Here is a 12,433-nt window from a genome sequence, read left to right on the forward strand (position 1 = left end):
CCACGAGCGATTTGGCAAGGGCTTTCGGAGCAGAAACAACGGAAAACCGCGGTTCGCTGCAAATTTCTTTTTGGTAAATCCGGCTTTTTGCACCGAAAAATCGGCTGCATGATGGTGAAGGCATCTTCCCTTCGCTTGCCGCCTTACCCGAACACGCGGCTGCTCATGTCGCCGAGCCACTTCCACCAACCGTCGGGCACATACAGCAGCGTGGCGGTCATGAAGATGTAGCGTCCGAACTTGCCGATTGCCATATACACCACGCTCGGCCAGAACGGCAGGTGCAGCCATCCCGCCAGCGTGCACAGCGGATCGCCGATGCCCGGCACCCAGGACAGCAGCATGGTCTTGGCGCCATACCTGGCCAGCCAGTGGAACCAGCGCGACTTGCGCTCCTTGGCAAACGCCACCTTGGCGCGGTAGCCGATCCAGTAGTCGACGATGCCGCCCAGCGTGTTGCCGAGGGTGGCGACCAGGATCGCCGGCCAGAACATCGCCGGATTGGCCTTGACCACCGCGAACACGGCCGGCTCGGAACCGAGCGGCAGCAGGGTCGCCGACACGAAGCTGATCAGGAAGACCGACGTGAGGCCGACACTTGGCGCGGCAAGGATTTTCAGCAGCCAGAGGACGGCGGATTCGATCATCGATAGTCGTTAGTTTGAGGAAATGGGCGGGTCCGGACGCGTCCATTATAATGAGACGCACCTTATCGTAACGACACGGTTGAGCGCGCCCTATCCCTGCGCCGCCCGCCGTACTGCACAAGCCTCGGTTACCCGCCAAGCAGGACAGTCCCAGTCGCCCGGAACCCAGTAACGAAACCATCCGCCATGACCACCGACTACCTCAAGAAAATCCTGACCGCGCGCGTCTACGACGTGGCCGAAGAATCCCCGCTCGAACTGGCACCGACGCTGTCGCAGCGCATCGGCAACCGCATCTATTTCAAGCGCGAGGACATGCAGAGCGTGTTTTCGTTCAAGCTGCGTGGCGCTTACAACAAGATGGCGCACCTGTCGTCCGAGCAGCTCAAGCGCGGTGTGATCTGCGCCTCGGCCGGCAACCATGCGCAGGGCGTCGCGCTGTCGGCCAGCCGCCTCGGCTGCCGTGCGCTGATCGTGATGCCGACCACCACGCCGCCGGTGAAGATCAATGCGGTCAAGGCGCGCGGCGGCGCCAACGTCGAGATCGTGCTGCACGGCGATTCCTATACCGATGCCTACAACCACGCGCTGAGCCTGGAACGCGAGCAGAAGCTGACCTTCGTACACCCGTTCGACGATCCCGACGTGATCGCCGGCCAGGGCACGATCGGCATGGAGATCCTGCGCCAGCACGCCGGTCCGATCCACGCGATCTTCGTCGCGATCGGCGGCGGCGGGCTGGTGGCCGGCGTCGGCGCCTATGTGAAAGCGGTGCGGCCGGACATCAAGATCATCGGCGTGCAGACCATCGATTCGGATGCGATGGCCAGGAGCCTGAAGGCCGGCGAGCGCATTACCCTGCCCGACGTCGGCCTGTTCTCGGACGGCACCGCGGTGCGCCTGGTGGGCGAGGAAACCTTCCGCATCGCCAAGGAGGTCGTGGACGAGGTGATCATCGTCGACACCGATGCCGTCTGCGCCGCGATCCAGGACGTGTTCCAGGACACGCGCAGCATCCTGGAACCGGCCGGCGCACTGGCCGTCGCCGGCGCCAAGGCCTATGTGGAACGCGCGCAGATGTCGCGCCAGCCGGTGAAGAACGAGACGCTGGTGGCGGTGGCCTGCGGCGCCAACATGAATTTCGACCGCCTGCGCTTCGTGGCCGAGCGCGCCGAGGTGGGCGAAGCGCGCGAAGCCGTGTTCGCGGTGACGATTCCCGAACAGCGCGGCAGCTTCAAGCGCTTCTGCAGCCTGGTCGGCCCGCGCAACGTGACGGAGTTCATCTATCGCATCAGCGACGAGCGCGTGGCCCATGTGTTCGTCGGGGTGCAGGTGGGCAACCGCAGCGAGTCAAGCATGGTCGGGCGTACCTTCGAGGAACATGGTTTCCGTAGCCTTGACCTGACGCAGGATGAACTGGCCAAGCAGCACGTACGCCACCTGGTCGGCGGCAAGAGTCCGCTGGCGCATGACGAGTTGCTGTACCGCTTCGAGTTTCCGGAACGCCCCGGCGCGCTGTTGCGTTTCCTGGACAGTCTGGCGCCGAACTGGAACATCTCTCTGTTCCACTATCGCAACCAGGGTGGTGACGTGGGACGCATCCTGGTCGGGTTGCAGGTGCCGGCGGGCGAGATGGATGAGTTCCGGCAATTCCTGGCGACGATGGGCTACCGCCATTGGGACGAGAGCACGAATCCGGTCTACAAGCTGTTCCTGTAATGCATGCGCCCGCATGGCGGCGGAAAGGTGTACGATACGCCGCTTTGCCGCCGCCGGGCCGGCATCCGGAGCGTTCCCGGCACATCGAGACAGGACCATGACCAATACACCCGATCAATCGCCGCTCGGCAAAACCTCGGCCTACCAGACCCAGTACGCACCCGAGCTGCTGTTTCCCATTCCGCGCCAGCAAAAACGCGACGAGCTCGGCCTGAGCGGCACGCTGCCCTTCTTCGGCGTCGACATCTGGAATGCCTATGAGCTGTCGTGGCTGAACATGCGCGGCAAGCCGCAGGTCGCGATCGCAACGATCAGCGCGCCGGCCGATTCGCCGAATATCGTCGAGTCGAAATCGTTCAAGCTGTACCTGAATTCCTTCAACCAGACCCGCCTGGCCAATCACGAGGCCCTGCTGGCCCTGCTGCGCGAAGACTTGTCGAATGCCTTCGGCGCGCCGGTGCACGTGGCGCTGACCCCGGCCGAGGATTTCGGCAAGCTCAAGATGGGCGAGCTGGACGGTCTGTTGCTGGACCGCCTGGATATCGAGGTCGACAATTACAGCCCGGCACCGGAATTGCTAAAAGCTAATTTCGAAGAAGCCACGGTGGAAGAAACCCTGGTGTCGCATCTGCTGAAATCGAATTGCCTGGTCACCGGCCAGCCCGACTGGGGCAGCGTGCAAATCCATTATGTCGGTCCGCAAATCGACCAGGAAAGCCTGCTGCGCTACCTGATCGGCTTCCGCGAGCACAACGAATTCCACGAGCAATGCGTGGAGCGCATTTTTATCGATATCTTGCGCCAGTGTAAGCCGAGCAAATTGTCGGTGTATGCCCGCTACACCCGGCGCGGCGGCCTCGACATCAACCCGTGGCGCGCCAACTTCAGCACCGGCAAACCATCGAATTTGCGCACCGCGCGTCAATAATTCGCCACACCACCTGTTACGCCGGACAATCGACACTATATATTGTCCGTTTCCGGCGACACGAAGCGGCAGATTGCATGGCTGCTTCGGCAATCCGGTGCGGCATCTCTATATTTCATAACGGAATTTATTCCGCTAGAAAAATTGGCGAAACCGTCCCGGTGTAAGCATTTTGTGCGCGAAATCCTCAGTTTCGTTTAGGAAATTGCGTACGGCCTTTTGTTGGCTACGATGCCCGCTGATTACCGTATACGGCGTGGTTGAAACACCCGATCAACCCAGTGCGAAATCGAATTACACGGCCATAAAACAGGCCTATAATTCCCGCTCGCAAGCACTTGTGGTGCACCGCAATATCGAAGCGTGTTATGACTAACTTAAGCAAAATCCTCTCGCTCGAAAACGTCCAGCTCGACCTGGAAGTCTCCAGCAAGAAACGCGCCTTTGAACAGGCTGGCCTGATTTTCGAAAACAACTGCGGCATCGCCCGCTCGACCGTCTCGGAGAACCTGTTCGCGCGCGAGCGCCTCGGCTCCACAGGTCTGGGCCATGGCGTGGCTGTCCCGCACGGGCGCATCAAGGGCAGCAAGAGCCTGAAGGCACCGCTGGCCGCCTTCGTGCGCCTGGTCGAACCGATCCCGTTCGAATCGCCGGACGGGCAACCGGTCAAGCTCTTGTTCTTCCTCCTGATTCCCGACCACGTGACCCAGCAGCACCTGGAAATCCTGTCGGAGATCGCCGAGCTGTTCTCCGACGAGGCGATCCGCACGGCGCTGGCCACCGATATGGACCCGCGGTCGGTGCATGAACGCATCATCAACTGGCAGCCGAGCCTGCAAGCGCTGGGCTGATACGTGCCTATGTTGCAGACACCGCTGACCATCCAAAGGCTGTACGACGATAACCGCGACACGCTGCAACTCGGCTGGTTCGCCGGTTTCCCGGGCGGCGAACGCCTGATCTCGGGCGACGCCGTCTCGGCCGCCGACCAGGTCGGCCACCTGAACCTGATCCACCCGGGCCGCATCCAGGTGTTCGGCCACCAGGAGCTGAACTATTACCAGCGCCTGAAATCCGGTTCGCGCAGCCACGTGATCGGCGAGCTGATCGCGGGCGGCCCGCCGGCCCTGATCATCGCGCAGGGCCTGGACACGCCGCCCGACATCCTCGCCATCTGCGACGAGCAGAACATTCCGCTGTTCTCGACGCCGCTGCCGGCGGCGCAGGTGATCGACTTCCTGCGCGTCTATCTGTCCAAGAAACTGGCGCAACGCGTGATCATGCATGGCGTGTTCATGGACGTGCTCGGCGTGGGCGTGCTGATCACCGGCGATTCCGGCCTCGGCAAGAGCGAGCTGGGCCTGGAACTGATCTCGCGCTCGCACGGCCTGGTGGCCGACGATGCGGTGGAATTTTCGCGCATCGCGCCCAACATGATCGAGGGCCGCTGTCCGCCGCTGCTGCAGAACCTGCTCGAAGTGCGCGGTCTTGGCTTGCTCGACATCAAGGCGATCTTCGGCGAGACCGCAGTGCGCCGCAAGATGCGGCTGAAGCTGATCGTGCACCTGGTCAAGCGCGGCGCGCTCGACGAGGAAGTGGAACGCCTGCCGTTTCACTTCCCGACCGAAGACGTGCTGGGCCTGCCGATCCGCAAGGTCGTGATCCCGGTGGCGGCCGGCCGCAACATCGCGGTGCTGCTCGAGGCTGCGGTGCGCAATACCATTCTGCAACTGCGCGGCATCGATACGCTGCAGGAGTTCATGGAGCGGCAGCGACAGGCGATGAGTAGCGATTAAGCGCCGTAACTGCGGTATCATTGCCGCATGCGCATCGTCCTCCTCACCGGTATCTCGGGCTCCGGCAAATCCGTGGCCCTGAACGTCCTCGAAGACGCAGGTTATTATTGCGTCGACAATCTCCCTCCTGCCCTGTTGCCGGCGCTGGTCAAGACCATCGACGGCGACAAGAACAAGTGTGTCGCCGTCGCGGTCGATGCGCGCAGCGCCGAATCGCTGGCGGAACTGCCGTCGACGGTCCAGTCGCTGCGCAGCGAAGACCATGAAGTGCGCGTGATCTTCCTGACCGCCAGCACCCATTCGCTGGTGGCGCGCTTCTCGGAAACGCGGCGCAGCCATCCGCTGTCGCACGAGCTGCGTCCGGGCGAGAACCCGTCGTCGCGCCGCACCCTGATCGAATGCATCCTGGAAGAGCGCGAGCGCCTGCTGCCGATCGAAAAGCTGGGCCACGTGATCGACACCTCGGAACTGTCGGCCAACAAGCTGCGTGCCTGGGTCAAGGAACTCACCGAGATCGAATACGCGCCGCTGACGCTGTACTTCGAATCCTTCGCCTTCAAGCACGGCGTGCCGCTGGACGCCGACTTCGTGTTCGACGTGCGCGCCGTGCCGAACCCGTATTACGACCTGACGCTGCGCCCGCTGACCGGCAAGGACGCGCCCGTGATCGCCTTCCTCGACGCCCAGCCGCAGGCGGTCGAACTGCTGTCCGACATCCGCGCCTTCGTCGCCAAGTGGCTGCCTTCGTTCAAGAAGGACAACCGCAGCTACCTGACGGTGGCGGTCGGCTGCACCGGTGGCCAGCACCGTTCGGTGTACATGGCCGAGCGCCTCGGGGCTTACTTCGGCGATACCGAGCGGGTGGTGGTGCGGCACCGGGAGAAGCACCACGGCTTGCATTGATCCGCAGCGAGTAACGTCGTCCCCGCGCAGGAAGTCAACGTCGTCCCCGCGCAGGCGGGGACCCAAGTTCTGCGTGAATTGACGAAACGCGAACAAACTTGGATCCCCGCCTGCGCGGGGATGACGTGCTAATGCAGCGGACTATCGTGACGGCAGCGGACTCGCCTACACCCACCCGGTCAAATAAAACACCCCGATCACGAAGAACACCGCCAGCGTCTTGATGATCGTCACCGCAAAAATCTCGCGGTACGACTCGCGGTGCGTCAGCCCGGTCACCGCCAGCAGCGTGATCACCGCCCCGTTGTGCGGCAGCGTGTCCATGCCGCCGCTGGCCATCGACACCACCCGGTGCAGCACTTCCATCGGGATCTGCGCAGCCTCGGCGCCGCGGATGAACAGGTCGGACATGGCGGCCAGCGCGATGCTCATGCCGCCCGAGGCCGAACCGGTGATGCCGGCCAGCGAGCTGACCGACACCGCCGCATTCACCAGCGGATTCGGGATCCCTTTCAAGGCATCGCTGACGACGATGAAGCCGGGCAGCGCGGCGATCACGCCGCCGAAGCCATACTCCGACGCCGTGTTCATCGCCGCCAGCAGCGCGCCGCCGACGGCGGTCTTCGAGCCATCCGCGAACGTCTTGCTGATGCGGCGGAACGCGCTCAAGACCACCAGCAGGATCCCCAGCAGCAGCGCCGCTTCGACCGCCCAGATCGCGACCACGGTCTTCACGGTCGCCGTCACCGGCGCATGCACGCCCGGCAGCACCGACGCCGGCACCGTATAGGCGTCGCTGCCGTACCAGACCGGGATCATGCGCGTGAACACGAAGTTGGCCACGCCGACCAGGATCAGCGGCAGGATGGCGATGGCCGGATGCGGCAGGGCCTCGGTGTCCATGGTCTGCGGCTCGTTGGCCAGCGACGTTCCATACCCTTCCCCGCTGGCCATCGCGGCGCGGCGGCGCCATTCCAGGTAGGCCAGGCCGACCACGATGATGAACAGCGAACCGATCGTGCCCAGCACCGGCGCGGCCCAGCCGGTGGTCTTGAAGAAGGTGGTCGGGATGATGTTCTGGATCTGCGGGGTGCCCGGCAGCGAATCCATCGTGAACGAGAATGCGCCCAGCGCGAGCGCGCCCGGCATCAGGCGCTTGGGGATGTTGCTCTGCCGGTAAAGCTCGGCCGCGAACGGGTACACGGCGAACACCACCACGAACAGCGACACCCCGCCGTAGGTCAGCAGCGCGCACACGGCGACGATCACGGCATTCGCGCGCGAACGGCCGATGTAGCGGATCGCTGCCTGCACGATCGATTTCGAAAAGCCCGACATCTCGATCACCTTGCCGAACACGGCGCCGAGCATGAAGACCGGGAAGTACAGCTTCAGGAAGCCGACCATTTTCTCCATGAAGATGCCGGAGAATACCGGCGCCACGGCCGAGGGCTCGGTGAGCAGCACCGCGCCGAGCGCGGCGACCGGTGCGAACAAAATGACGCTGTAGCCGCGGTAGGCGGCAAGCATCAGGAACGCCAGGGCGGCGAGGACGATCAAGAACGACATGGGGTCTCCTTCTACTTTTCTATGAATTATTTGGCGGCCAGCTGGCGCAGGCGGCGCGCCTTCAGGTCCGCGATACGGTCCTCGTCCCAGATATAGAAGCCCTGGCCGCTGGCGACGCCGAGCTCTCCCTTGTCCACGTGGGCGCGCATCAGGTCGAGCACGTCCTCGTCCTTGGCCAGTTCGGGCATCAGGTTGGCGCCGATCCCCGCCAGGGTATGCAGGCCGCCCAGGTCGGCGCTTTCGAACGGCCCCATGATGCTGTAGCGGCGCCCGAGACAGGCTTTCATCACGGCGTCCACGGTCTCCGGCGTGGCCGCGCCCGAGCGCACGATGTGCAGGGCTTCGCGCAGCACGGCGAATTGCAGGCGGTTGCCGATGAAGCCCGGGATCGCGGCCTGCAGCACCACCGGCTCGGCCCCGATGCCGGCCAGCAGTCCCACGCTGCGTTCGACCACGGCGGCATCGGTGGCGCTGCCCGGCACCACCTCGACCAGCGGGATCGCATGCGGCGGATTCCAGAAGTGGGCGACCAGGAAGCGTGCGCGCCGCTGCATGTGTGCGGCCAGCGCGTCCGGCGGAAAACCGCTGGTGTTGCTGGCGATGATGGCATCCGGCGCCAGCACCGCCTCCAGCTGCGCATACAGCGCGTGCTTGGCCGCCAGCACCTCGGGGATCGCCTCGATGACGAGGGCGGCGCCGGCCAGCGCATCGGGCGCGCCGGCGACGCGCAGGCGCGCCAGTGCCGCATCGCGCCGTGCCGCATCGATGACGCCGGCGTCCAGCAGGTCCGCCAGGATCCCTGCGGCCACGGCCGGGATGCCGGCGGCGCGCTCCGCGCTTGACTCGGCCACCACCACCGCGTGGCCGGCCAGCGCGAACCTGGCGGCGATGCCGACGCCCATCAGGCCGCCGCCGGCCACGCCGACGATCTCTTGGTATGCCATATGTCTTGCTCCTCTCAGAAAAACTCGTCCAGCAGGCGGTAGAAGCTAGTACGCGCCGGGTCGGGCTGCGCACCGTACTCGCGCAGGAAAGGCGCGACCCACTCGGGTCCCAGCACCTCGCCGATATCGCGCGTGGCCAGGGCCAGGTCTTGCCAGCGGTCGGCCACGCCGAGGCGTCCGCAATCGATCCAGCCGCTGATCCGCTCATGCTGCTCATGCTGCACGATCAGGTTCGGCAGGCAGGCGTCGCCGTGCGTAACCACCAGGTCCTCGCGCGCGGGCGCCTGCGCCTGCAGGCGCGCGAACAGGTCGGCCGGTGCCAGGCCGCGATGCGCATCATCGAGGTCGTCCTCGTCGACCAGGCCTGCCCGCAGGCGCGCTTCGGCGTGGCCGATGCGCAGCGCAGCGCGGTGGTCGAACGGGCAGCCGGCGACGTCCAGCGCATGCAGGCTACGCAGCGCCGCGGCCATCAGGCGCACTTTACACGCGGGGTCAAACGCGGCGTCTTCCAGGTTGCGTCCGCGCAGTTCGCCCAGCAACATCCAGTAGCGCCCCGCCTCTTGCTCCCACCCGAGCACCGGGGCGCAGGGAATGCCGGCGGCGGCCAGCCAGCGCAGGCGCTCGGCTTCGCCCGGCAGTTCGGCCAGCAGCCCGGCCGGCTCGGTCTTGAGGTACAGCGACGGCTGGCCGGGCGTGTCGAGCCGGAACACCGACGCTGCCGAACAGCCCTCGAGCGCTTCGGTCCAGCGGTAGCCCTGCAGGCGTGCGCGCCAGCCGGCCGGCGGCTGAAATGAGGTGGGGTCCACGGCGCTAGTCGAGATGGCGCAGTGGATGCGCATGCGCCGGCCACACCGGCGCAAAGAAGTCCGCCACCATCCCGAGCGTGACCTGCTCCAGCGCCGGCGGATTCCAGTGCGGCGCATTGTCCTTGTCGATGACGAGGGCGCGTACGCCTTCCAGGATCTCGCCATGCTCGAAGGTGCGGCGCACCAGCGCGCGTTCCAGGCGCAGGCAATCGGCGACGCCGAGCGACGCGCCGCGCACCAGCAGTTCGTCAGTCACGCACATCATCAGCGGCGAGCGCTGGCGCATCGCGGCCAGCGCCTTGTGCGCGAACGGGTCGGTTTCCTGTTCTAGTGCGGCCATGGTGTCCGCCACCGAGGCGGCGCCGAAGCAGCGGTCGATCAGCGCTCGCTGCGCCTGCAGTTCGCTGCTGCCGGCCTGGCCCGCGAACGATGCGGCAAACCTGCGGATCGCAGCGGGCACATCCGAGCCGGGCGTCGACGCCAGCAGCGCATCCAGGGCCGGCAGCTGTGCCGACGGGACGAACACATCGGCCAGGCCCACGTAGAGCGCGTCGGCGGCGCCGATGGTGGCGCCGCTGAGGCCGAGGTACCAGCCCAGCCGTCCCGGCGCGTGCGACAGGAAATGGCTGCCGCCGACGTCGGGGAACATGCCGATGTTCACCTCGGGCATCGCCATTTTCGTGCGCTCGGTAACGATGCGCAGCGCGCACTCCGGGCCGCCCTGGGAAATGCCCATGCCGCCGCCCATCACCACGCCATCCATCAGCGCAATATACGGTTTCGGATAGAAATGAATCAGGTGATTCAGTGCGTATTCTTCGGTGAAGAAATCCTCGAGCAGCGCACTGCCGCCCTGCGGTGGCAACTGCCCGACCTGGTGAAAGAAACGGATGTCGCCGCCGGCGCACAGGGCTTTTTCGCTGCTGCTGCGGATGAGTACCGCCGCCACGGCAGTATCGTCGCGCCAGGCCAGCAGTGCTTCGGTCAATGCCCGCACCATGTCGAGCGACAGCGAATTCAGGGCTTTCGGCCGGTTCAGGGTAATGATGCCGGTGCCATTGGCGATCCGGGTCTCCACGGTTTCACTCATGTTATTTTTTTATGGATTTTAAAATAACATTGTAACGTGCAGAGGGCGCCAAAAAGCAAAAAGGGCGCCGATGTGCGCCCTTAGTCTACGGTGCTGCAGCCGGCAGTCTATGCCGTGGCCGGAGCCTCGCCTCCTTCTTCAGTCAGGCGCTTGAGCGCGGTGTGACTATGATTTTGCAGCATCTGTTTGTATTTGACGACCTGGCGGTCGAGGCGGTCCATCAACATGTCGATCGCGGCGTACAGGTCATGCGCGGCGCTCGTGATATGGAGGATCTTGCCGGCAACACGCAGGTTGATCTCGGCCTTCTGGCGTTTGTCTTTCTGGGTAAGATTGTCGATGCAGAGGATGACGTGGGAGTCGATCACTTGATCGAAATGGCGGGTAATGCGTTCCAGCTTGTTCTGTACGTATTCACGGATGGCGGGGGTGACATCGAGATGATGACCACTGATGGTGAGATTCATACACACTCCTCCTGAAAATGCGCGGCTGTCCGAACGCTGATAAAAAGTGCGCGCAGCGGACAGCTGCTGTTACAGAGATTTGCGGAGGCTGACGGGCGGGATTTTTAACGCTTCGCGATACTTTGCGACCGTACGGCGCGCAATGACCATTCCCTGTTCCCCCAGCATTTCCGCGATCTTGCTATCGGATAATGGATTCTTGGGGTCTTCGGCTCCTGTGAGTTGCACGATGAGCGCACGAATCGCCGTCGAGGAGGCTTCGCCCCCTGCTTCGGTCGCCACGTGGCTCCCAAAAAAGTACTTCAGCTCGAACATGCCGTGCGGTGTCAGCATGTATTTCTGCGTTGTTACGCGAGAGATCGTGCTCTCGTGTAGACCTAGTGTATCAGCTATCTCGCGTAAAACAAGGGGCCGCATGGCAACCGCGCCGTGCGAGAAAAAGTTGCGCTGGCGGTCGACGATGGCCTGGGCCACGCGCAGGATGGTGTCGAAACGCTGGCGCATGTTCTTGATGAGCCACTTCGCTTCCTGCAGTTGCGCGCCCAGCTGGGTCTCCGATTTGCCCTGCTTGAGCGCCTGCGCGTACAGGCTGTTGACGCGCAGGCGCGGCATCACGTCGGGATTCAGCTGCACGCTCCAGCCGTCCTTGGCGCGGCGCACGATCACGTCCGGCACCACGTAGTCGGACACGTCGGACGCGAAGGCCGCGCCCGGGTGCGGATTGCACTGGCGGATGACGGCCTGGGCTTCGCGCAGGTCTTCGTCGTCGCAGTCGAGCGCCTTTTTCAGCTTGTTGAATTCGCGCTGCGCGAACCAGGTGAGGTACTTTTCGACGATGGTCAGCGCCATGCGCCGGGTGACCAGCGGCACGCCCGGCATGCGGCGGATCTGCAGCGCCAGGCACTCGGCCGCGCTGCGCGCGCCCACGCCCGGCGGGTCCATGCTCTGCACCATCGCCAGTGCGGTGCGCAGCTCGTCGAATTCGATTTCCAGCTCTTCCGGCAGGCGTGCGTAAATGTCGTCCAGCGGTTCTTCCAGGTAGCCGTTGTCGTCGAGCGCGTCGACCACCAGCTCGACCAGCGCACAGTCGCGCGCCGCGCTGCAGGTCATGCGCACCTGTTCCATCAGATGTTCGCGCAGGGTGACCGGGCTGGCTTCGAGCTGCGGGCGGCCATCTTCGTCGTCGCCGCCGCTGCCGCGGCCGGGCTCGCCCCAGTCGCCGCCATCGCCGTCGCCGCTGCCGCCGTCGTCTGCGCCGCCTTCCGGCGCTTCGCCTTCGCTGCCGTTGCCGCTGCCGTTGCCCTCTTCCCCATTCGCGGCCTGGCCCGGCGCCGGCGCCTCGCCCGGCGTGGCGGCATTGTGGTTGATGGCGCCGTCGGCCAGCAGGCGCACCGAACGGTCGAGCGGATCGTCGAGCCGCTCGAGCAGCGGGTTATCGCTCAGGACCTGCTCGATCTCCTGGTGCAATTCGAGGGTGGACAGCTGCAGCAGCCGGATCGACTGCTGCAGTTGCGGGGTCAGTGCAAGGTGCTGTGATGTCTTGAGTTGCAGCGTCTGTTTCATG

12 protein-coding genes are annotated in these 12,433 nt (G+C 64.6%); 5 read left to right on the forward strand and 7 right to left on the reverse strand.

The window, feature by feature from the left end; all coding sequences use genetic code 11:
* Positions 1-143 precede the first annotated feature (143 nt).
* Entirely contained in the window at positions 144-647 is a 504-nt protein-coding gene (locus FBX97_RS19295; RefSeq protein WP_141835307.1) for a YqaA family protein, read from the reverse strand.
* A 96-nt stretch (positions 648-743) separates the two neighbouring features.
* Between FBX97_RS19295 and ilvA the strand changes: the two genes are divergently transcribed.
* The 5 genes from ilvA (at position 744) to rapZ (ending at position 5,993) form a co-directional block, all read left to right on the forward strand.
* Positions 744-2,366, forward strand: a complete 1,623-nt coding sequence (ilvA, locus tag FBX97_RS19300; RefSeq protein WP_255517600.1) for a threonine ammonia-lyase, biosynthetic — start codon at positions 744-746, stop codon at positions 2,364-2,366.
* Between the two features lie 97 nt (positions 2,367-2,463).
* On the forward strand, positions 2,464-3,294 hold the full coding sequence (queF, locus tag FBX97_RS19305; protein ID WP_141835313.1) for an NADPH-dependent 7-cyano-7-deazaguanine reductase QueF: 831 nt from the start codon (positions 2,464-2,466) through the stop codon (positions 3,292-3,294).
* Positions 3,295-3,662: 368 nt separating this feature from the next.
* Positions 3,663-4,145 (forward strand): PTS sugar transporter subunit IIA, encoded by a 483-nt coding sequence (locus FBX97_RS19310; RefSeq protein ID WP_141835316.1) that lies wholly within the window; start codon positions 3,663-3,665, stop codon positions 4,143-4,145.
* Positions 4,146-4,154: 9 nt separating this feature from the next.
* Entirely contained in the window at positions 4,155-5,090 is a 936-nt protein-coding gene (gene hprK, locus FBX97_RS19315; RefSeq protein WP_141835319.1) for an HPr(Ser) kinase/phosphatase, read from the forward strand.
* A gap of 27 nt (positions 5,091-5,117) precedes the next feature.
* Positions 5,118-5,993 carry an RNase adapter RapZ gene (gene rapZ / locus FBX97_RS19320; protein ID WP_141835321.1) on the forward strand — a complete coding sequence of 292 codons (876 nt, stop codon included), beginning with the start codon at positions 5,118-5,120 and terminating at the stop codon, positions 5,991-5,993.
* A 165-nt stretch (positions 5,994-6,158) separates the two neighbouring features.
* Here the strand turns inward: rapZ and FBX97_RS19325 are convergent, their stop codons facing one another.
* From FBX97_RS19325 to FBX97_RS19350, 6 genes are all read right to left on the reverse strand, one after another.
* Complete coding sequence (locus FBX97_RS19325) at positions 6,159-7,562, reverse strand: GntP family permease (RefSeq protein ID WP_141835323.1); 1,404 nt, start codon at positions 7,560-7,562, stop codon at positions 6,159-6,161.
* Between the two features lie 26 nt (positions 7,563-7,588).
* On the reverse strand, positions 7,589-8,506 hold the full coding sequence (locus FBX97_RS19330; RefSeq protein ID WP_141835326.1) for a 3-hydroxyacyl-CoA dehydrogenase family protein: 918 nt from the start codon (positions 8,504-8,506) through the stop codon (positions 7,589-7,591).
* Between the two features lie 14 nt (positions 8,507-8,520).
* Positions 8,521-9,312 carry an APH(3') family aminoglycoside O-phosphotransferase gene (locus tag FBX97_RS19335; RefSeq protein WP_255517555.1) on the reverse strand — a complete coding sequence of 264 codons (792 nt, stop codon included), beginning with the start codon at positions 9,310-9,312 and terminating at the stop codon, positions 8,521-8,523.
* A gap of 4 nt (positions 9,313-9,316) precedes the next feature.
* Positions 9,317-10,402 (reverse strand): enoyl-CoA hydratase/isomerase family protein, encoded by a 1,086-nt coding sequence (locus FBX97_RS19340; protein ID WP_141835333.1) that lies wholly within the window; start codon positions 10,400-10,402, stop codon positions 9,317-9,319.
* A gap of 107 nt (positions 10,403-10,509) precedes the next feature.
* Positions 10,510-10,869 carry a ribosome hibernation-promoting factor, HPF/YfiA family gene (hpf, locus tag FBX97_RS19345; RefSeq protein ID WP_141835336.1) on the reverse strand — a complete coding sequence of 120 codons (360 nt, stop codon included), beginning with the start codon at positions 10,867-10,869 and terminating at the stop codon, positions 10,510-10,512.
* Between the two features lie 69 nt (positions 10,870-10,938).
* Positions 10,939-12,432 (reverse strand): RNA polymerase factor sigma-54, encoded by a 1,494-nt coding sequence (locus FBX97_RS19350; RefSeq protein ID WP_141835339.1) that lies wholly within the window; start codon positions 12,430-12,432, stop codon positions 10,939-10,941.
* Between the last annotated feature and the right edge of the window lies 1 nt (position 12,433).

This window comes from Herbaspirillum sp. SJZ107 (genome assembly GCF_006715485.1).
Lineage (GTDB): Bacteria > Pseudomonadota > Gammaproteobacteria > Burkholderiales > Burkholderiaceae_D > Telluria.

Bases quoted from the DNA above. Each gene is read 5' to 3' on its own strand.
- hprK (WP_141835319.1), top strand. From the start codon at position 4,155: ATGTTGCAGACACCGCTGACCATCCAAAGGCTGTACGACGATAACCGC.
- FBX97_RS19340 (WP_141835333.1), bottom strand. From the start codon at position 10,402: ATGAGTGAAACCGTGGAGACCCGGATCGCCAATGGCACCGGCATCATT.
- rapZ (WP_141835321.1), top strand. From the start codon at position 5,118: ATGCGCATCGTCCTCCTCACCGGTATCTCGGGCTCCGGCAAATCCGTG.
- FBX97_RS19325 (WP_141835323.1), bottom strand. From the start codon at position 7,562: ATGTCGTTCTTGATCGTCCTCGCCGCCCTGGCGTTCCTGATGCTTGCC.
- FBX97_RS19295 (WP_141835307.1), bottom strand. From the start codon at position 647: ATGATCGAATCCGCCGTCCTCTGGCTGCTGAAAATCCTTGCCGCGCCA.
- hpf (WP_141835336.1), bottom strand. From the start codon at position 10,869: ATGAATCTCACCATCAGTGGTCATCATCTCGATGTCACCCCCGCCATC.
- FBX97_RS19310 (WP_141835316.1), top strand. From the start codon at position 3,663: ATGACTAACTTAAGCAAAATCCTCTCGCTCGAAAACGTCCAGCTCGAC.
- queF (WP_141835313.1), top strand. From the start codon at position 2,464: ATGACCAATACACCCGATCAATCGCCGCTCGGCAAAACCTCGGCCTAC.
- FBX97_RS19350 (WP_141835339.1), bottom strand. From the start codon at position 12,432: ATGAAACAGACGCTGCAACTCAAGACATCACAGCACCTTGCACTGACC.
- FBX97_RS19330 (WP_141835326.1), bottom strand. From the start codon at position 8,506: ATGGCATACCAAGAGATCGTCGGCGTGGCCGGCGGCGGCCTGATGGGC.